The 18,094-nt window shown below is 66.1% G+C and carries 17 protein-coding genes; 3 read left to right on the top strand and 14 right to left on the bottom strand.

All coding sequences use genetic code 11. The features are described from left to right. Positions 1-15 precede the first annotated feature (15 nt). From FURADRAFT_RS04890 to nirJ, 4 genes are all read right to left on the bottom strand, one after another. Positions 16-1,272 carry an MFS transporter gene (locus FURADRAFT_RS04890; RefSeq protein WP_008953010.1) on the bottom strand — a complete coding sequence of 419 codons (1,257 nt, stop codon included), beginning with the start codon at positions 1,270-1,272 and terminating at the stop codon, positions 16-18. 274 nt (positions 1,273-1,546) lie between these two features. After that, positions 1,547-2,236: a Crp/Fnr family transcriptional regulator gene (locus tag FURADRAFT_RS04895; protein ID WP_008953011.1), complete on the bottom strand. Its 690-nt coding sequence runs from the start codon at positions 2,234-2,236 to the stop codon at positions 1,547-1,549. Between the two features lie 456 nt (positions 2,237-2,692). Then, positions 2,693-4,234 carry a nitrite reductase gene (locus FURADRAFT_RS04900; protein WP_008953012.1) on the bottom strand — a complete coding sequence of 514 codons (1,542 nt, stop codon included), beginning with the start codon at positions 4,232-4,234 and terminating at the stop codon, positions 2,693-2,695. Further along, a complete protein-coding gene (gene nirJ / locus FURADRAFT_RS04905; RefSeq protein ID WP_008953013.1) occupies positions 4,231-5,415 on the bottom strand; it encodes a heme d1 biosynthesis radical SAM protein NirJ in 1,185 nt (394 codons plus the stop codon). The genes FURADRAFT_RS04900 and nirJ overlap by 4 nt, the downstream gene beginning before the upstream one ends. A gap of 339 nt (positions 5,416-5,754) precedes the next feature. Between nirJ and FURADRAFT_RS04910 the strand changes: the two genes are divergently transcribed. Further along, complete coding sequence (locus FURADRAFT_RS04910; protein ID WP_008953014.1) at positions 5,755-6,624, top strand: DMT family transporter; 870 nt, start codon at positions 5,755-5,757, stop codon at positions 6,622-6,624. 102 nt (positions 6,625-6,726) lie between these two features. Here the strand turns inward: FURADRAFT_RS04910 and FURADRAFT_RS04915 are convergent, their stop codons facing one another. After that, entirely contained in the window at positions 6,727-7,350 is a 624-nt protein-coding gene (locus FURADRAFT_RS04915) for a glutathione S-transferase family protein (protein ID WP_008953016.1), read from the bottom strand. Here FURADRAFT_RS04915 and FURADRAFT_RS04920 point away from each other — a divergent pair. Beyond that, positions 7,349-7,534, top strand: coding sequence for a hypothetical protein (locus FURADRAFT_RS04920; protein ID WP_040652371.1), 186 nt, complete (start codon positions 7,349-7,351; stop codon positions 7,532-7,534). The genes FURADRAFT_RS04915 and FURADRAFT_RS04920 overlap by 2 nt on opposite strands. 405 nt (positions 7,535-7,939) lie before the next feature. After that, the gene (locus tag FURADRAFT_RS04925; RefSeq protein ID WP_040652373.1) at positions 7,940-8,671 is read left to right on the top strand and encodes a transporter substrate-binding domain-containing protein; all 732 of its coding nucleotides are present in this window, start codon (positions 7,940-7,942) and stop codon (positions 8,669-8,671) included. 296 nt (positions 8,672-8,967) lie between these two features. Here the strand turns inward: FURADRAFT_RS04925 and ahbB (FURADRAFT_RS04930) are convergent, their stop codons facing one another. From ahbB (FURADRAFT_RS04930) to FURADRAFT_RS04970, 9 genes are all read right to left on the bottom strand, one after another. Then, on the bottom strand, positions 8,968-9,945 hold the full coding sequence (gene ahbB, locus FURADRAFT_RS04930) for a siroheme decarboxylase subunit beta (RefSeq protein WP_008953018.1): 978 nt from the start codon (positions 9,943-9,945) through the stop codon (positions 8,968-8,970). Continuing rightward, positions 9,938-10,972: a siroheme decarboxylase subunit beta gene (gene ahbB / locus FURADRAFT_RS04935; protein WP_008953019.1), complete on the bottom strand. Its 1,035-nt coding sequence runs from the start codon at positions 10,970-10,972 to the stop codon at positions 9,938-9,940. Before ahbB (FURADRAFT_RS04935) ends, ahbB (FURADRAFT_RS04930) begins: the two co-directional genes overlap by 8 nt. A gap of 3 nt (positions 10,973-10,975) precedes the next feature. Further along, entirely contained in the window at positions 10,976-12,085 is a 1,110-nt protein-coding gene (locus FURADRAFT_RS04940) for a cytochrome D1 domain-containing protein (protein ID WP_328269357.1), read from the bottom strand. A 239-nt stretch (positions 12,086-12,324) separates the two neighbouring features. Further along, positions 12,325-12,759, bottom strand: a complete 435-nt coding sequence (locus FURADRAFT_RS20435; protein WP_150105009.1) for a c-type cytochrome — start codon at positions 12,757-12,759, stop codon at positions 12,325-12,327. Positions 12,760-12,827: 68 nt separating this feature from the next. Next, positions 12,828-13,139, bottom strand: coding sequence for a c-type cytochrome (locus FURADRAFT_RS04950; RefSeq protein ID WP_008953022.1), 312 nt, complete (start codon positions 13,137-13,139; stop codon positions 12,828-12,830). 62 nt (positions 13,140-13,201) lie between these two features. Next, entirely contained in the window at positions 13,202-14,923 is a 1,722-nt protein-coding gene (locus tag FURADRAFT_RS04955) for a nitrite reductase (RefSeq protein ID WP_008953023.1), read from the bottom strand. A gap of 125 nt (positions 14,924-15,048) precedes the next feature. Continuing rightward, complete coding sequence (locus FURADRAFT_RS04960) at positions 15,049-16,884, bottom strand: nitric oxide reductase activation protein NorD (RefSeq protein ID WP_008953024.1); 1,836 nt, start codon at positions 16,882-16,884, stop codon at positions 15,049-15,051. 2 nt (positions 16,885-16,886) lie between these two features. Continuing rightward, positions 16,887-17,282: a hypothetical protein gene (locus FURADRAFT_RS04965; RefSeq protein WP_008953025.1), complete on the bottom strand. Its 396-nt coding sequence runs from the start codon at positions 17,280-17,282 to the stop codon at positions 16,887-16,889. A 1-nt stretch (position 17,283) separates the two neighbouring features. Next, a complete protein-coding gene (locus tag FURADRAFT_RS04970; RefSeq protein WP_008953026.1) occupies positions 17,284-18,090 on the bottom strand; it encodes a CbbQ/NirQ/NorQ/GpvN family protein in 807 nt (268 codons plus the stop codon). Positions 18,091-18,094: the final 4 nt, after the last annotated feature.

An 18,094-nucleotide genomic window follows, 5' to 3' on the forward strand; every position in this document is an offset into this window, starting at 1 on the left:
CATTAAAATTCGATATCAGGATTTAACGGTAGCCAGCTCGCCCGCCTCTTCGGCACGGCGGACCGCCTTGAACGACCAGTGCATCCAGATCAGGCTGACGCAGACGGTGCCGTAGAGCAGCATGAAGGAGCTGGAGCGCACGCCGGTCAGATCGACCAGGACGCCAAACAGGATCGGCAGCAAAAAGCCGCCCAGACCACCCGCCAGGCCCACCACGCCGGACACCGCGCCGATGTTGTCGGGGAACTCTTCGGAGATGAACTTGAACACCGAGGCCTTGCCCACCGCCATGGCCACGCCGACCACGAACAGCAGTACCGTGAACAGCGTCGGGGTCAGGCGGACGTCGAACGACACAGGGCCCTTGATGGTGTTGACCACCATCTGGGTCGGCGGGTAGGAGAGCAGGAAGAACACCACCCAGCACACCCACATCACGCCCCAGGTCACCTTGAACGGCCCCCACTTGTCGCTGAGCCAGCCGCCGAAGGCGCGCAGCACCCCGCCCGGCAGCGAGAAACAGGCGGCCAGGAAGGCGGCGTGCTTCATGTCGAAGCCGTATTCGCCGACGTAGTAATGGATCATCCACAGCGCCAGGGCAACGTAGCCACCGAACACCACCGAGTAGTACTGACAGTAGCGCAGCACCGCCGGATTCTTCATCAGGGCGAGCTGCTGCTTGAGCGATACTTTGGACGACACCACGTGCTTGGGATCGTGATAGCTGAACAGCCAGAAGCTCAGCGCCACCACCAGCATGATCACGGCGTACACCGTCGGCACCATCTTCCAGCCCCAGGCGGCGACGATCGACGGCGCCACCAGCTTGGTCAGAGCCGAGCCAGCGTTACCGGCGCCGAACACGCCCATCGCCAGCCCCTGCTGCTCTTTCTTGAACCAGCGCGCCACGTAGGGCGTGCCGACCGAGAACGACCCACCGGCCAGGCCGACAAACAGGCCGATCACCAGGAACTGCCAGTACTGGGTGGCGAACTGCATGGCGTAGATCGGGATAATGGTGGCGATCATCAGCGAGAACAGCACGATGCGGCCGCCGAAACGGTCGGTCCAGATGCCCAGCGGCACGCGAATCAGCGAGCCGGTCAACACTGGCGTGGCAGCCAGGATGCCAAATTCGGTTTCATTCAGGCCGAGCTGCTGCTTCAGCGGTATCCCCAGTACCGCAAACATCATCCAGATCATGAAACAGACGGTGAACGACACCGTACTGGAAACGAGTACCGCGTATTGTTTGTAACTGTGCGACGCCATGGCTGGCCCCCTCGTTGTGAGCTGATTTCTCGCTATGAAAGGTACGCTTTGCGCCAGCGGATTCCCATTCACCTAACGTGGGCATACGCCGAGGGAAAAGAGCTAGCCGGGTATACCCTTAAGGCCGGCAGGCTCTAGTACTTTAGGAGGAGACGTGAGCAGAAGACAGCGACGGCCAATCCGCGCCGGGCGGCGCGGATTGGCCAGACCGGCGACAAGTCGCGCCAAGGGGATGCCGGGCCGGCCTTCGGCCAACCCAGCAACAGGCGGAGCGCTAGCCCGCCACGCTGCCGAAATCGGCCAGGCGGTTCATGTCGATCAGCGTGATCTCGCGGCCGTTGACCGCCACCAGGCCGGCGTCGGAGAGCTGGTGCAGCACGCGCGAGAAGGTTTCCGGCGTCAGGTTGAGGCGCGAGGCGATCAGGTTCTTGTTCACCGGCAGCGTCACCACGCGGTTGGGCTGACCGGGGTGATCCTCGCCCTGCAGCAGGTAGCCGATCACACGCTGCAGCGCGTTTTCCACCGAGTAGCGCTCGACGTCGCGCACCAGGCCGTGCAGGCGCAGGCTGAGGCCGGCCAGCAGGCGATGGGCGAAGGCGGCATCGCGGGCGATGGCGGCGAAGATCGAGCGCGCCTCCACCTGCAGCAGCAGGCCGTCTTCGAGAAACTGCGCCATCACCGGGCACGGCTTGCCGAGGAACATCACCGCCTCGGCGAAACTCTGCCCCGGATGGATGATCTCGATCACCTTCTCGGCGCCCTGCGCCGACGAGATCGACAGCTTGATCCGGCCGTAGACGACCAGGTACATGCCCTCGCACGGGTCGCCCTTCTGGAAGATGATCTGGCCTTTCTGGCCGCGCACCTCGTGGGTGCACGGCACCAGCGCCGAGAGCTGGCTGTCCGATAACTCTTGAAACAGCGGCTGGTGCCGCAAGAACGAACGGATATCGATCTGACTCATGGTCTGCTATTCCTGTGCGACGGGGTGGTGGTGTGGGAAGCGCAGGTAAAGCGCCAAGCAGCGCTCACCATACCGGCTCCGCCAGCACGGCACCATGAACCGGAAGTACACCCCTGATCATCCAAACGGCTTAGGAGGCCGAGAGCCCGGAAGCCGTTTGAAGACGCTTCGATGATGGCGGGGACAGGCGGACGAGCGCCCTTCCCTGGCCTGATTCCCAGAACCGCAGGAGGAGTGAAGCGCAGCGCAACCCATCCGCGATGGGTTGCGGCAGAAGCGCCTTCACCCATCCTACGCACTAGTCGGCTACGCCTTCAGAAGCCGTTTTAAACAGCGCGAATGACTTCAGGGCAAGACGCCCGGAGCGCCGCAACCGGAATGGACAAGTCGTCCATGAGAATTGCGAGCACTGCGCAACGCCGTCATGGCGCCGCGCAGCCTTTCTAAAACAGCTTCTCAATGGCTGGTGCCCTCGGAACGGGTCACCTTGTTGAACACGTTGTACTTGCCGATCGGCTTGGCCATCGGCAACGACTTCACTTCGCGGAAGGTGGCGGCGTCGAGCACCAGCAGCTCGCCCGGGTTCTCCATCACGCTCACCAGCGCGTAACGGCCATCGCGGGTGAATTCGACGTGGGCGGTGGTTTTACCCGGGCGCGGCGTCACGGTCTTCACCACTTCCAGGGTGCGTTTGTCGATGATCGCCAGCGTGTCCTTCTTCGCCCCCATCATGGCGTCGACCCAGGCGTACGGGGTGTTTTCGTGACTGCGCAGGAAGAAGCCCGGCCCCAGCGTCGGGATGTCCTTGACGCGTTGCCAGCTGTCGAGATCGATCACCGTCACCCGGCCGCTACTGAGATTGGGGGTGGCCATGTAGCGGTGGCCACCCTCTTCGAAGGCGATGCCGGAGCCCAGATGCGGCATGCCGTCGAGCGGCAGCTCGGCCACCTTGCGCCGGATGTCGAGGTTGATCACCTGCGCCCGGCCTTCGCGCGAGGCGCCGATGACGTGGCGGTAGGCCGGGTCGAAGAAGAAATCGTCCAGCACCAGGTCGAGCGGCGTCACGCGCGGGTTGAGAAAGCCGTCGACGCTCAGCGCCTCGCCCATCTTGTAGTCGTGCACGTGCCCGGGGTAGACCCTGGCCGCCTTCGGATCGTAGGAAATTTCCCACAGCTCCGGCACGTCCTTCAGCGCCACGATGAAGCTGTGGCGCGGGGCGGCGTCGTACACCGCCGAGACGCGCGAGGTCTTGCCGGCGGCGTCCTGCACGGCAAGGGTCTTGACCGGCTTGAGACCGTTGGCGTCGAGCAACACCAGCGTTTCCGGCAGGGTATTGCCGGCCAGCACCCAGCGCCCGTCGCTGGACACCGCGACGTTGCGGGTATTGAGCCCGACGCGGATTTCGGCAACGTTTTGCAGGGTGTAGAGGTCGTACTGCGTCACCCAGCCGTCGCGGCTGGCGAAATAGACGAAGCGGCCGTCCGGCGAGAACTTGGGGCCGCCATGGAGTGCGAAACGGCTCTGGAAGCGGGCGATCGGGCTGAGCGTGTCGCCATCCAGCACCGAGACGTGATGGTCACCCGCTTCCACCACCACGAACAGGTTCTGCGGGTCGGCCCGGTGCACCGGCTTGGCCGGCAGGCGTGCCGGATCGGCATAGACCACGCGCGAGGCGGCCGTGTCGGCTTCACTCCAGCGCGCCGGCTGCTCCGGCGCCGTCTTCAGGTAGCCGGCCAGCGCCTGGATGTCGGCGTCGGCCAGGCGCTCGGCGAAGGCCGGCATCTGGGTGGCGCTGCGGCCGTGGCGGATGGTGTCGAGAATCTCGGCCGGCTTGAGGCGCTCCAGGCTCTGCGGCAGCAGCGCCGGCGCCATGGCCCCCATGCGGTTGTCGCCATGGCAACTCTGGCAGTGCTGCTGGTAGAGCGCGGCAGGGTTGGCCGAAGCCAGCTGGAGCGAGCCCAGTGTCGCCAGCAGGGCCAGGGAAAGCAGCGCCTTCATGCCTGCACCTCCCGGCGGCGGCGCGGGTACGGCGTCAGCTCGGCCAGCGGATGCTCGCCCTCGGCCACGCCGATTTCGGCGTCGGTGAGGTAGCAGGCGGGATCGGCGGCCCAGAAGTCGCCGGTCAGCTCCCAGGCGCGCACCCGGGTGTTGCCGTTGCAGATGGCCAGGTGCCGGCAGGCGCCGCAGCGCCCGGTAACCGGGCGCGGACGCTGCTTGAGGCCGGCCATCAGCGGGTGCGTGGTATCGGGCCAGATCGCGGAGAACGGCCGCTCCTTGACGTTGCCGAGGCCGATCTTCCACCACATGGTGTCGGGGTGGACGTTGCCGAGGACGCCGGAGGCGTTGCCGCCCCACTGCTCCAGGCGCCGGCGCAGGTCTTCGGCCAACGTCGGGTGATGGCGTTCGACCCACTGCAGCAGGTAGACGCCGTCGGCGTCGTTGTTGCCGGTGACGAAATCCTTGGGCCGGCCGGCCTGGATATGCTGCCAGCAGCTCTCGATCAGCAAGTCCATGGCCCAGCGCGTGCGAGCATGGCGCGCGTCGTCGGCGCGGTGCTTGTTGCCGCGCCCGGCGTAGTTGAGGTGGGAGAAATAGAACTTGTCGATGCCCTCGTCGTCCACCAGTTGCAGCAGCGCCGGCAGGTCGTGGGCGTTGTCCTCGGTCATGGTGTAGCGCACGCCCACCTTCATGCCGGCGTCGCGACACAATCTGAGCGCCGCGAGCGAACTGTCGAAGGCGCCGTCGAGGCGGCGGAAGCGGTCGTGGGTGGCGCGCAGGCCGTCGAGGCTGATGCCGACGTAGTCGAAGCCCACGGCGGCAATGCGCCCGACGTTGCCCCGGTCGATCAGGGTGCCGTTGCTCGACAGCCCGACGTAGAAACCGAGCTGTTTGGCGCGCTGGCCGATGTCGTAGATATCCGGCCGCATCAGCGGCTCGCCACCGGAGAGGATCAGCACCGGCACCCCGAAGGCCCGCAAATCCTCCATCACGGTGAACACCTCGGCGGTGGACAGTTCGCCCGGGAAGACGGTATCGGCCGACACCGAATAACAATGCTTGCAGGTCAGGTTGCAGCGCCGGATCAGGTTCCAGATCACCACCGGCCCGGTGGGCTGGCGCGGCGGGACCAGCGGCACGGGATGGGCGACGGACTGCAGGTAGGGGGTGATGCGCAGCATCGGGGTGGCTCCGTCAATGACATTGGCGTCATTTCACGGCATCGCCCCCTATTCTGCATTGACCATGGTCAACCACCGGAGGCCGGACCTTCCCCGAGCGCGGATGCTTGATGCAGATCGTGCTTTTCCATCCTCGCAGGGAAATCCGTCATGCACGGGACGCACGCTGCCGGACGGGCATGGACGGCGTCCCCACGCCCCACGCCGCGCCATCCAACCGTGACGACGGAAGCTAACGCCATGAAGCGGCAATCGACGCCAAAACCCACCCCGCCGATGGCGCATTCCCCGCCGGCGGCCTATCATCGCTACCCCGTCACTGCCTGATCCTCCGGACCGATGCGCTACCTGCTTGCCGTCACCCTGCTATGGGCCTTTTCCTTCAGCCTGATCGGCCACTACCTGGCCGGACAGGTGGACAGCGATTTCGCCGTGCTGCTGCGCGTACTGATCGCCGCCGCCGTATTCTTCCCCTTCACGCAATGGCGCGGCCTGCCCGGCCGGCTCGTCGGCGGTTTCTGGCTCGCCGGGGCGCTGCAGTTCGGCGTCACCTACCTGTGCCTGTACCGCAGTTTCAGCGTGCTGACCGTGCCGGAGGTGTTGCTGTTCACCGTGATGACGCCGATCTACGTCACCCTGCTCGACGACGCGCTGGCGCGCCGCTTCAACCGCTGGGCGCTGCTGGCCGCCGTGGTCGCCGTGGGCGGCGGCGTCATCATCCGCTTCCAGCCGCTGGCGGGCGAGTACCTGGTCGGCTTCCTGCTGCTGCAGCTCGCCAACCTCACCTTTGCCGCCGGCCAGGTGTTGTGCCGCCGCCTGCTGCAACAGCACCCCGTAGCGCAGCCACTGTACTGCTACTTCGGCCACTTCTTCCTCGGTGCGCTGCTGTTGGCGCTGCCGTCCTTCCTGCTGTTCGGCGACGCCAGCCGCCTGCCACACACGGCGCTGCAATGGGGCGTGCTGGTGTGGATGGGGCTGTTCGCCACCGCGCTCGGCATGTACTGGTGGGTGAAGGGCAGCGTGGAAGTCAGCGCCGGCACGCTGGCGATCCTGAACGAACTGCACGTCCCGGCGGGGCTGCTGGTCAATGTGCTGATCTGGAACCGCGACGCCGACCTGCCGCGCCTGGCGTTGGGCGGCGGCGTGATCTTCGCCTCGCTGTGGCTAAACCGGCGCGGGCGGCTGGAGTGGGTAACGGCGGTAGGGTGAGCGCGCGCTGACCGGGTCGGGAGGCCTCCCCATGGGGGCCATCACCGAGACCGGCCGCCGCGTGTTCAGGTGCCCGCTCGACGGGGGCCAGCCGCCATGCGGCTACGGCGTGCCGTTGCGCCCATGCAGCCGGTAACCGGGCCGCTCGCTCAGGCGTTCGTAGTATGCCGCTACCGCCGGCAACGCCGGGCGCGGCATCGGTGTCATGTACCAGCGATGGGTAGACAAGCCGATGACGATGTCAGCGAGCGTGAACGACGCGCCGGCGATGTACGCCCCGGTACGAGACAACTGCGCCTCGACCATCGCCATGTGACGGTTCCAGCCCGCTACGCCGGCCTCGATCGCCTCCGGGTCCGCATGCGCAGGGCTTCGCCGGACCAGCGCCATGAAGGCGTAGCGCCACGAGTTGTTGAGTTCGGTGGCCTGCCAATCCATCCACTTCTCGACCAGCGCACGCCCCCTGGGGGCGCCGGGCAGCAGGTCGAACCGCTGCTCCCGCCCCGCGAGGTAGCGGCAAATGGTGTTCGATTCCCAAAGCACGAAGTCGTCATCGATCAGCACGGGAACCATGGCGTTGGGGTTGAGCGCCATGAATTCCGGGGTGTCGGTTGCCTGGAATCCCGAACCGTACTGCTCCTGCTCATAGGGAAGCCCAAGCTCCTCGCAGAGCCACAGCACCTTGCGCACGTTGATGGAGGAGGACTTGCCGAGGATTTTCAGCATGGGTTTGGTGACCTTTACGACGGCGCAAAGGGTGAATGGTACTCAAGGTTTGAGCAGGCAGGGAGCCATCGCGGCGCCGTGCATTGCCTCATCGTTGCGCCTGGAGGAGAGGTTAATCGTTGCCATGCGGTTCCCCCAGGTTGACGGTAAAAAGGAGAAGAAGAAGGGCACCACACCCCGATGACGGGCGCGGCGATACAGCCGTGGCTCAGCGCCCAGTGCGGGGAGATAGGCGGCGCAATACGCTGCACGTCAATGGTGCCCTACTGGTTGTTACGGAGGATTGCCTTGTCGGCCGTTTCCACGCCGAAGCCACCGTTGATTGCCGGCTAAGCCAACGACAGATGACGGCCCAATCCAGGCCTGCTTTATCAAACACGCGCAAAGGCAGGTATCGAGGTGGACCAGTCGCTCTGGCAACAGTGCTTTTCGCAAAAGTGGTTGAGCTTAGTCTTCTTGGCCGTCAGATAGGCATCTGCGGAGGTGTGCCTGGCCGTGGCAGCGTGCCTTTGCAGTTCGACCTTATGGTCTCGCCTGCTTGACTATACTGCCTAGCGTAGCTCTCTTCCTCGCTCGTGAAATAAAGCGTATGTGGCGTGTGCTCGTATTGTTGCTTGGGCTATTGATCTGCACCCCTGCGTGGGCTGAAAAGATCATTGCAGCAGGCGACCCGTACCCTCCCTTCACAGACCCGGCTCAACCCAAGCAGGGCATCTCCCTGCAAATTATCCGGGCAGCATACGCCAGCCAAAACTACGATGTCGAAATGCGCTTTATGCCCTGGGCACGAGCAATCGAGGGTGTAAAAAACGGAATGTACGACATCCTTCCAGCTACCTGGTGGACGCAAGAGCGGACGACGTTTCTGCTATACAGCGAGCCCTATATCAAGAGCGAGATCAAATTCATCAAGCGCAAGGATGATCCATTTGAATACAAGGGATTGGGCAGTCTGACCGGGAAAACGGTGGGTATCGTCAGAGGTTATGGCTACGGCGACGATTTCCTGGAAGCCACCAACTTCAACCGGGAAGAGGTTGCCGAAGTCATACAAAATATCAAGAAGTTGGTACTCGGCCGGATTGACCTGACGCTAGAAGACGAGATCGTCGCCCGCTGGATAATCAAGCACAATGCGCCAGATCTGCTGCAACAGATCGACTTCACAATGAACAGCTTGTCCAGCAAGCAGTTGCTTGTGACCAGCGGTTTGAAGAATCCACGTCACAAAGCCATCATCGAGGCGTTCAACAAGGGGCTGGCCGTCATCAAGGCCAATGGCACCTACGAGAAGATTCTCCGAGAGAACGGTCTGAAGTGATCCCGCGCCGCACCTGAACCTTGGCCCTTTTCCGGCATGATGAAAACATAAAGCATCATAGAGCCGCTTGTATCAGGGCGCTATCTGTTAACAGGGTTGCCGATTCAGTTTCAGAGTGACGCGGCCGTTCAAACAGCGAGAGTTCCGACGTGTTGACTCTCCACTCCTGGCCGGGAGTAGCCCCCGGTCACCGAGTCTCATCGTCCGACTGAAAAACCCCGGCACACGTATTCAATGCGCCTCGTCGACAGGACCAGGACGCACAATTGGTCGTGCCATCTGGATGACTCAGGCCCTCAGATCCGCAAGCCGCTCTTCTTCAGTATCCGGCTGGAGAACAGGATGTCGTGGCTGCGGCAGGCGGGGCCGAGTTGGCTGACCAGCCGCGCCACCTCGGCGCGGACCTGGTCGTGGCTGGCGCCGTGGACCATGGCGAACAGGTTGTAGGGCCAGTGCGGGAGGGCGCGGGGACGGCGGTAACAGTGGGAGACGGCGGGGTCGGCGCCGAGTTGTTCGCCAAGGCGGTCGACGGCGTCGTCCGCCACGTCGAACACCGCCATGCCGTTGGCGGTGTAGCCGATGGCGTAGTGGTTGGGCACGGCGCCGATGCGGCGGATGACGCCGTTGCGCAGCATGGCCTCGAGTCGCGTCAGCACTTCGTGCTCGTCGCAGCCCAACGCCTCGGCGAGGGTGTGATAGGGCCGGGGCAGGCGCGGCAGGCCGGCCTGGGTGGCACGGACCAGGGCGCGGTCGAGGCCGTCGAGCGTCACCGGGCCGGCGTCCACCGGGCGGGACGCGCTCTGCCCCACCGGTGCCGTGCCGCCGACGGCGAAGCGCATGCCGACGAAGTATTCGCGCTCCTTGGGGAAAGCGTGCACGGTGAGGCCGGTGGCGGCTTCGATGCGGGCGGTGGCGGCGGCGATGCCCTGTGGCGTTTCGGTGGCGAGCACGAACCACATGTTGAGGCGGTGCTCGCGGCGGTAGTTGTGCGCCACTTCGGGCAGGGCGTTGACCTGCTCCGCCACCTCGTCGAAGCGTTGTTCCGGCACCGCCAGCGCGGCCAGCACGAAGGCGCCACCCATACGTTCGATCTGGAACAGCGGACCGAAGCGGGTCAGGGTGCGGTGCTGCAACAGGCGGTTGAGACGGGCGATCAACTCGGTTTCGGTGATCCCGAGCGGCGCGGCAGCCTCGGCGAACGGCCGTGGGCTGAGTGGAAAACCGCCCTGCAGCTGGTCGATGAGACGCCGGTCGATCCCGTCCAGTTCAGTCATGACGGTAGCCGTAGCGCGCACCGCGCTGGGTATAGCGGCGGGTCGAGATCAGCACCGAATGCGGCAGGTGCATCACGTCGTGGCGGGCGCGCAGTTCGTCGACGGTCTGGCGCACGGTCAGGGCGTCCGGGGCGTGGATCATGCAGAACAGGTTGTACGGCCACAGCGGCGGGCGCGCCGGGCGGGCGTAGCACAGCGTCACCGCCTGCTCGGCGGCGAGCTTGACGCCAAGGTCGTCGCGCTCTTCTTCGTCCTCGACGCGCCACACACACATGGCGTTGGCATGGTAGCCCAGCTCGCGGTGGCGCACCACCAGGCCGAAACGGCGGATCACCCCGCTGTCGCACCAGTCGGTGAGGATGTGCAGCACTTCTTCGCGACTCAGGCCGGCGCGTTCCGCCAGCAGGCGATACGGCTCCGGTTCCAGCGCCAGGCCGTCTTCCAGCGCCCCGACCAGGCGGCGTTCAGACTGGCTCAGGCTGAGCGAGCCCATTCCCTGCAGGCATTCGCGCGGGCGCGGCTGGTCGCCGGGCAGGAAGGAGAAGCCCAGGTCGATGTGATATTCCTTGAGCAGCGGCAGGTGGAGCGGCTTGATGCCGGTGGCGAGGTAGATGCGCGCCAGCACTTCGGCGACACGACTGCGGTCGGACGCGGTGACCACAAACCACAAGTTGACATGATGCGCGCGGGCGTAGTTGTGGTTCACCTCGGGCAGGCTGCTGACGTAGTGCGCCACGGCGTCGAGCCGCTCCGGCGGCACCGCCATCGCCGCCAGGGTACTGGCACCGACGGTATTGGGGGCGAAGATGGCGCCGACCCGTCCCAGCACACCCTGCTGGTGCGCCGTGGCCAGGGCGTCGATGATACCGTCCTCGCTCCACCCCTCCCCCGCCTCTTCGGCCAACCTGGCGTAAGGACGCAGGGCCAGCGGGAAGCGGTGCTGGAAACGGTTGAGCAGGGCCAGCGTCGGGGCGCTGAGCAATGGGGTGGCCGGCGGGAATGCCGGCGAGCGAAGGATTCTTGTCATGACTCACATTCCGATACGGCTGGCACGCCAGCTGAAGAAGATGCCCGAGGGGCTGGCCGCCGGCAGTTCGCGCCGCACGGCGAGTGTGGCGGTGTCGACGATGACCAGCTTGTCGTCGTCACGGCTCGACAACCAGACCTCGTCGCCGCGCGGCGTAAATTCCATGTGCAGGATGCCACGGCCGGGTTTGAGCGTTTTGACCACGGTCAACGTCGGCACGTCGATCACCTGCACCGTGTCGTTGTGCGGGAAGGCAAAGTTGACCCAGACGCGGCGCCCGGACGGCTCGGCCATGACGAACACCGGCTGGCCATGCACCGGAACCTTGGCGCGCAGTTGCCAGTCGCGGGTATCGGCCACCAGCACCTCGTTGTGACCGATGGCGGGCAGGAAGGCTTGGCCGCCGGACAATGCCCAGCCGCGCAGGTGCGGCATTTTGTAGACCGGCAGTTTTTCCGTGCCGCGGCCGTAGCCGTCGAGCACGCGGCGCACCCCGGCTTCGGGGTGCCAGGTATCGAGCAGCGCCAGGCCGTCTTCGCCGAACAGCCCGGCCAGGTAATAGCGGCCGTCCTGGCTGGCGAGCCCGTCGTAGGGCTGGCGGCCGACATTGGGGTAACGCGTGGTGACCGGGTGACGCGGGTCGGCGACGTCGATCACCCAGATCTCGCCGGCTTCGAACAGGGAAAAGGCAAAGCGCTGGCCGGGCAGATCGGCCAGGCCGACCACCTTGGAGCTGTGCCCGCTGGCCGCGTCGCGCGTACTGACCTCGGCCAGCAGTTCCAGGGTGTCGGCGTCGAACAGCTTGACCCCGCCCGGTTCGTAATTCTGCGCGGCGACGACGCGACCGTCGCTGGAGATGGCGCCGCCGATGCTGTTGCCGGCCTGCATCACCCGCTTCACCAGGCGGCCGGTCAGGATATCGACCTTGGACAGCCCGCCGTCGCGCCCGAACACGTAGGCGTAGCGCGCGTCGCGCGAGAACACCACCGAGGCGTGCGACAGGTCGCCCAGCCCCGTGACTGTGGCGAACCGTTCGCTGCGGGTGTTGTCGACCAGCTGCACACTGCCGCTGGCGCGTTCGATGACGACGCCGAGGTCGCCACTGCCGCGCACAGCCGTAGTCGTAGAGCAGCCTGCCAAGAGCAGGCTGGCACAGAGCACCCCCGTGCCGCTTATCGCCCATTTCAGTAGGCGAGCGAGCCCAGGCAGCTTGTGGGCCGCCGGAGCGCAGGAACCCGAATGGACACGGAGTCCATGAGGATTATGGCTGAGCGAATCTCCATGAGAGATTCGCACGCTCAGAGCACCTCCGGTACCCAAGAGGCGAAGGCACAGCCGCCGAATGGAAGGGACTACTCGGGAGCGCCGTCTTTCAGCCACTGTATGACCCATTTGGCTTCTTCTTCCGTCAAAAACGGCCGCCATGGCGGCATCGCGGTACCGGGGCGACCGTTCAATATCGTGGCCAGCAGCGCCTCGTCCGGGCGGCCGGCCAGGGCCTCGGCGGTGAGCGGGCTGCCCAGCCCGCCCTTGAGCGTGAGGCCGTGGCAGGAGCCGCAGTCCTGGCGCACCAGATGACGGATCACCGCCGCGCGCTCCGGCGGCGGCGCCGAGACCGGCGGCGCCGCCAGCGCCAGGTTGGCCGAAACCAGCAGCGTCAGCCCGGCCAGGACGTTGCGTAGTGCCCGTCTCAGCGGGCGGGCGAGCCAAGACAGCTTGGGCGCCGCCGGCGCACAGGACCCGGAATGTACTCGTCGTACATGAGGAGTCCTGAGCGCTGAGCACATCAACGATGCGCACGCAGCCCGCCCGGAGCTCAAGCCGTGAAGGCGCCGCCGCCCGATGAGGCGGGTAGTTACTGCGACAGTACCCACTTCACCAGGACCTTCAGGTCGGCATCGGGCACGCTGGGGTTGGGCGACATCGGGACCGGTCCGAAACTGCCGGAACCGCCCTTCTTCACCTTGTCCATCAGCTTGGCTTCGACGCTCTGCCCCTTGTACTTGGCGGCGACGTCCTTGAAGGCCGGGCCGACCACTTTCTTGTCGACGCTGTGGCAGGCCAGGCAGTTGTACTGCTTGGCCATGTCCTGCGGGGTGGCGGCCAGCACGTTGGCCGAAGCCAGACCGGCCAGCACGGCGGCCATGATCCATTGATTGGTTTTCATGTTGTGACTCCTTCTGCCGCGGCCGGCGGTGAACGCCGACCACTGATCGATAATTGCTGCGCTTAGTAAATATCGTGCTGGGTGTTAAACACGTTGAACTTGCCGGTCGGCGTCACCAGGCGCGGGTCCTTGATCACGGCCTTGAGCTTGCGCGTCTTGTCGTCCACCACCACGATGGCCGACTGCTTGTCCTTGGCGCTCCATACCGAGAACCACACCTCGTCGCCCGCCTTGTTGTACTCCGGCTGCACCACGCGCTTGGCACCGTCGCCAAGGCCGGCCCACTCGCCCACCGGCAGCCGTACGAAGCCCTTGTCGAGGTGGTCGATGTCGTATACCGCTACCGACTGGCTCACCGCCGAATCCGGGTTCAGCGTGGTGTCAACCCACAGGTTCTTCGACTTGGGATGGGTCTTGATGAACAAGGAGCCGCCGCCCTGGCCCTGGATGCTGGCGACCATCTTCCAGGCGTACTGCTTGTGCTTGACCGGGTCGGAGCCGATCAGCGCGATGCTGTCGTCGCCGAGGTGGCCGGTGGCCCAGACCGGACCGAATTTCGGGTGCACAAAGTTGGCGCCGCGGCCCGGGTGCGGGGTCTTGCCGACGTCGACCAAGCCCGCCAGTTTGTCTTCCTTGGTGTCGACCACGGCGATCTTGTTGGAGGCGTTGGCGGCGACGAAGAAGTAGCGGCCGGTGCGATCGAAACCGCCGTCGTGCAGGAACTTGGCGGCGTTGATGGTGGTGGTCTTGAGGTTGTTGAGGTCGGAGTAGTTGACCATCATGATCTTGCCGGTTTCCTTGGCGTTGATCACGAACTCCGGCTTGTAGTGGCTGGACACGATGGAGGCCACGCGCGGCTCGGGATGGTACTCGTTGTCCACCGTCATGCCACGCGTCGACACCACTTTCTGCGGCTTGAGGGTGTCGCCGTCCATGATCACGTACTGCGGCGGCCAGTAGGTGCCGGCCACGGCGATCTTGTCTTCCCAGCCCTTGAACTTGGAGGTCTCGACCGAGCGCGCTTCCAGCCCGACCTTGATCTCGGCCACGGTTTCGGGATGTTCCATCCACAGGTCGATCAGGTTGATCTTGGCGTCGCGGCCGATCACGTAGAGGTAGCGGCCGGAGGCCGACACGCGCGAAATGTGCACCGCGTAGCCGGTCTTGATGATGCTGATGATCTGCTTGCTGTCACCGTCGATCAGCGCGATCTCGCCGCTGTCGCGCAGCGTCACCGAGAACAGGTTGTCGAGGTTGTACTTGTTCATCTTCTTGGTCGGACGCTTGTCGACCGGGATCAGCACCTTGCGCGTCTTCTCGATGTCGGCCAGCGAGTATTCCGGCGGGGTCGGCGGTTCCTGCTGCACGTAGCGCGCCATCAGGTCGACCTGGGCATCGGACAGCTCACCCGAGGTGCCCCAGTTCGGCATGCCGGCGGGCGAGCCATACTTGATGAAGGTCTTCAGGTACTCGGTGCCGCGCTCCAGCGTGATGTCGGTGGTCAGCGGCTTGCCGGTCGCCCCCTTGCGCAGCACACCATGACAGCCGGCGCAGCGCTCGAAGTAGATCTGGCGTGCCTGCGCGAATTCCGCCTTGGTCATCGGCGGGGCCTTGGGATTGATATTCTGGTGCATCTCCTCGCCGGCCAGGGGCGAGCCGCCAGCCTGGTAGGCCAGTTCCGGCGCGCTGGCGCCGGGAGGGGCGGCGAACGCCGCTGTCACCGCCAGCGGCAGCGCCGCCATGACGGCTCTCTTGACCAGTACGGACATCCTCGGTGTGCTCATGGTGCATACTCCTTTGAAGGGTAAGGAATTGACACCGGCATCATCGGCCTGCCGCCCCTCCCCCTCCTTGATGCGCGTCAACGCTTGCTCAGGCAAATATGCAAAAGGGGTGAACCTTTTCGCTCTCAGCGCGTCAGCTGCGCATACAGCGTGGTCAGCACCTGCGGCAGGGTCTCGGCGCGCTGCACCACCACGTAGCCGCGGCTGCCGAACAGGTGCGGCAGGTAGTCGCCGGCCTCGCGGTCGATGGTGACGCAGAACGGCGTCACGCCGTCGCGGCGCGCCTCGAGGATGGCCTGGCGCGTGTCCTCGATGCCATAGCGTCCCTCGTAGTGATCCATGTCGTTGGGCTTGCCGTCGGAGACGATCAGCAGCAGGCGCCGTTGCGCCGGCTGCTGCGCCAGGATGCGCGCCGACTGGCGGATCGCCGCGCCCATGCGCGTGTAGTAGCCGGGACGCAGCGCCAGGATGCGGCCGCGCGCGGCGTCGTCGAAGGCGTCGGCGAAGTCCTTCAACAGCAGGTAGCGCACTTCGTGGCGCTTGAGCGAGGAGAAGCCGTAGAGGCCGAAGGCGTCGCCGCTGGCGGAGAGCGCCTCGGCGAACAGCAGCAGGCTGTCCTTGATAACGTCGATCACGCGGCCCGCCTCCCCGACCCAGCTCTCGGTGGAGAGCGACAGGTCGGCCAACAGCAGGCAGGCCAGGTTGCGCTCGCCCGGCGGCCAGGCCTGGTACAGCCCCGGCTCGCCCTGCGCCACGCCGCTCTGGCGTTCGGCCATGAAACGGATGACGCGGTCGAGGTCGATGTCGGGCCCGTTGGTTTCGCCGCTCTTGCGCGTGCGTTCCGGCGCCAGCGCCTGGAACTGGCGGCGCAGCCGCCGTGCCAGCGGCAGCAGCCGATCCGGCAGCGGCGCCGGGCTGGCGTCGCGCGGGTGCATCGGCAGCAGGCGGCAGTGGTCGTCGATCAGCCGTTGCCGTTTCCAGTCCCATTCCGGCAACAGCAGACCGGGGCCGAGCGGGGTGTCGTCGTACTCGGCGGAGGGCAGGTCGAGGTCGAACTTGAGGCGGCTGCCGCGCGTCTTGCTGTCGGCGGCGATGCTGAGCTTGTTCATGTCCTCGGCGGCGGCGGCGTTGTCCTCGTCTTCATCCTCGTCGTTGTGGCGGTTGACCTTGACGTACTCGTCCCAGGTGAACAGGCTCTCGGCGCGGAACACCATCAGCATGCCGTCCTTCTTGTCCTCCGGCACGATGCGCTGGGCGCGGTAGCGACGGCGCTTCTGCGCGCTCTCGCGCGCCTTGTGCTCGCTGTCGTCGTCGGCCGGGGAATCCCCTGCGGCACCGCCATTTTCGGCGCCGGTCGGCGGTACCGGGTGCAGCCACAGCGGCACCGGCTGCGGCGGACGCTTGACCTCGGGCAGCGTCACCTCGCGTTCGGGGTGCTGCAGCGCCTGGCGGATGGCCTGCTCCACCGCGGCCTCGGGCGCCGACAGCCGCGCCGGGTCCGGGCGCAAGGCAAGCAAGGCGCCCACCAGCTGGTGGTAGCTGGCGGCGAGCCCGGGCATACGTGCCAGACAACGCTGCGTCGCCAGACGGTTGCGCATCAGCCAGTCGCCGCGCGGCGCCGGCTCGGCGGCCAGCGCCATCAGCCAGAAGTACAGCGCGCGGTTGAGCATGGCGGACGGGAACAGATCGAGTTTCTCCGGCAGATACAGCGCCTGGCGGTCGCTCCAGGCCAGTTCCACCTTCTCGCCGATGCCGGCCACGCGCTCGAGCAGCGAGCGGCGCGCGCCGTGCTCGGTGCCGACGGTGGAGCGCAGCACCAGCGCCGGGTCGCCGCCCATGGCACGGAAAAACGGCGGCGCCAACCGGGTCACGCCGGCCAGCGTCACTGCCGCCTGCGGGTGGCCGCGGTAGGCGGCGCGGGTGATCAGCCGGTCCCACCAGCCTCCGACAATATCTTCCATCGTCAATGCTCCTGACGGTGCCGCCACAAACCGGGCAGCGGGTAGCAGAAAGGCTGGTCGGCCAGCACCCGGGCCAGCGCCGCGATCCCCATCAGCGCCAGCACGGCGTGCAACGCGAGGAAGGAGAGGATCAGCGGCAGCCAGCCGACGGCGCGGGACGGGTCCAGCAGCAGGCCGCTCAGCGCCAGCGGGACCAGCAGCATGCCGGCGCGCCAGGAGGCCCCCCAGGACTGGTGCAGGGCTTCGGCCAACCTGGGCGTGGCCTGGCCGCGCCAGCGCCGGCGGCACCAGCACAGCAACAGGAAGGCGATGCCGGGGGCCAAGAGCAGGTTGGCGAGATAGAGCGCGTGGGCCAGCACCACCTTGTGCTGTTCGTCCTGCCGTTCGTCGTCGCCCATGTCAGGCGGCGAACTGGGTGTCGATGACGGCCAAGAGCGCCGCCAGGGTGTCGGCGTCGTCGGTCAGCGGCTCGGCCAGCGCGGTACGGCAGGCGGTGAGCGGTGCCATGCCGGCGGCCATCAGCTTGGCGGCGTAGACCAGGAGGCGGGTGCTGACCGATTCGTCCAGGTCGTAGCCGGTGAGGCGGCGCAGCTGGCCCGCCAGCGTCACCAGTTGCTTGGCGCGCCCGGCGTCGATGCCGCTCTCGCGCACCACCACGGCGTGCTCCACCTCGGGCTGCGGGAAGTCGAACGACATCGCCACGAAGCGCTGCCGCGTCGACGGCTTGAGGGTCTTCAGCACGTGCTGGTAGCCGGGGTTGTACGACACCACCAGCATGAAGTCGGGCGAGGCCTCCAGCACCTCGCCGGTGCGCTCGATCGGCAGGATGCGGCGGTCGTCGGTGAGCGGGTGCAGCACCACGGTGGTGTCCTTGCGCGCCTCGACCACTTCGTCGAGATAGCAGATGCCGCCCTCGCGCACGGCGCGGGTGAGCGGGCCGTCGCTCCAGTAGGTGGCGCCGTCGCCGATCAGGTGGCGGCCGACCAGGTCGGCGGCGGTCAGGTCGTCGTGGCAGGACACGGTGATCAGCGGCAGGCCGAGGCGCGCCGCCATGTGGGCGACGAAGCGGGTCTTGCCGCAGCCGGTGGGGCCCTTGATCAGCACCGGCAGCTGCTGGCGCCAGGCGGCCTCGAACAGCTCGCATTCGGAGCCGACCGGCTGGTAGAAAGGAACATCAAGTTGGGCCGAAACGGTGGGTGCGTTCATGGCG

Origin of the sequence: Pseudogulbenkiania ferrooxidans 2002 (genome assembly GCF_000174355.1) — a bacterium.
GTDB classification, from domain to species: Bacteria; Pseudomonadota; Gammaproteobacteria; order Burkholderiales; family Chromobacteriaceae; genus Pseudogulbenkiania; species Pseudogulbenkiania ferrooxidans.

Coding starts and splice junctions, on each gene's coding strand:
- FURADRAFT_RS04925 (WP_040652373.1), top strand. CDS start 7,940: ATGTGGCGTGTGCTCGTATTGTTGCTTGGGCTATTGATCTGCACCCCT.
- ahbB (WP_008953018.1), bottom strand. CDS start 9,945: ATGACTGAACTGGACGGGATCGACCGGCGTCTCATCGACCAGCTGCAG.
- FURADRAFT_RS04965 (WP_008953025.1), bottom strand. CDS start 17,282: ATGGGCGACGACGAACGGCAGGACGAACAGCACAAGGTGGTGCTGGCC.
- FURADRAFT_RS04920 (WP_040652371.1), top strand. CDS start 7,349: ATGGGTTTGGTGACCTTTACGACGGCGCAAAGGGTGAATGGTACTCAA.
- FURADRAFT_RS04955 (WP_008953023.1), bottom strand. CDS start 14,923: ATGAGCACACCGAGGATGTCCGTACTGGTCAAGAGAGCCGTCATGGCG.
- FURADRAFT_RS04960 (WP_008953024.1), bottom strand. CDS start 16,884: ATGGAAGATATTGTCGGAGGCTGGTGGGACCGGCTGATCACCCGCGCC.
- FURADRAFT_RS04890 (WP_008953010.1), bottom strand. CDS start 1,272: ATGGCGTCGCACAGTTACAAACAATACGCGGTACTCGTTTCCAGTACG.
- FURADRAFT_RS04895 (WP_008953011.1), bottom strand. CDS start 2,236: ATGAGTCAGATCGATATCCGTTCGTTCTTGCGGCACCAGCCGCTGTTT.
- FURADRAFT_RS04900 (WP_008953012.1), bottom strand. CDS start 4,234: ATGAAGGCGCTGCTTTCCCTGGCCCTGCTGGCGACACTGGGCTCGCTC.
- FURADRAFT_RS04950 (WP_008953022.1), bottom strand. CDS start 13,139: ATGAAAACCAATCAATGGATCATGGCCGCCGTGCTGGCCGGTCTGGCT.
- FURADRAFT_RS20435 (WP_150105009.1), bottom strand. CDS start 12,759: ATGTGCTCAGCGCTCAGGACTCCTCATGTACGACGAGTACATTCCGGG.
- FURADRAFT_RS04910 (WP_008953014.1), top strand. CDS start 5,755: ATGCGCTACCTGCTTGCCGTCACCCTGCTATGGGCCTTTTCCTTCAGC.
- nirJ (WP_008953013.1), bottom strand. CDS start 5,415: ATGCTGCGCATCACCCCCTACCTGCAGTCCGTCGCCCATCCCGTGCCG.
- FURADRAFT_RS04970 (WP_008953026.1), bottom strand. CDS start 18,090: ATGAACGCACCCACCGTTTCGGCCCAACTTGATGTTCCTTTCTACCAG.
- ahbB (WP_008953019.1), bottom strand. CDS start 10,972: ATGACAAGAATCCTTCGCTCGCCGGCATTCCCGCCGGCCACCCCATTG.
- FURADRAFT_RS04915 (WP_008953016.1), bottom strand. CDS start 7,350: ATGCTGAAAATCCTCGGCAAGTCCTCCTCCATCAACGTGCGCAAGGTG.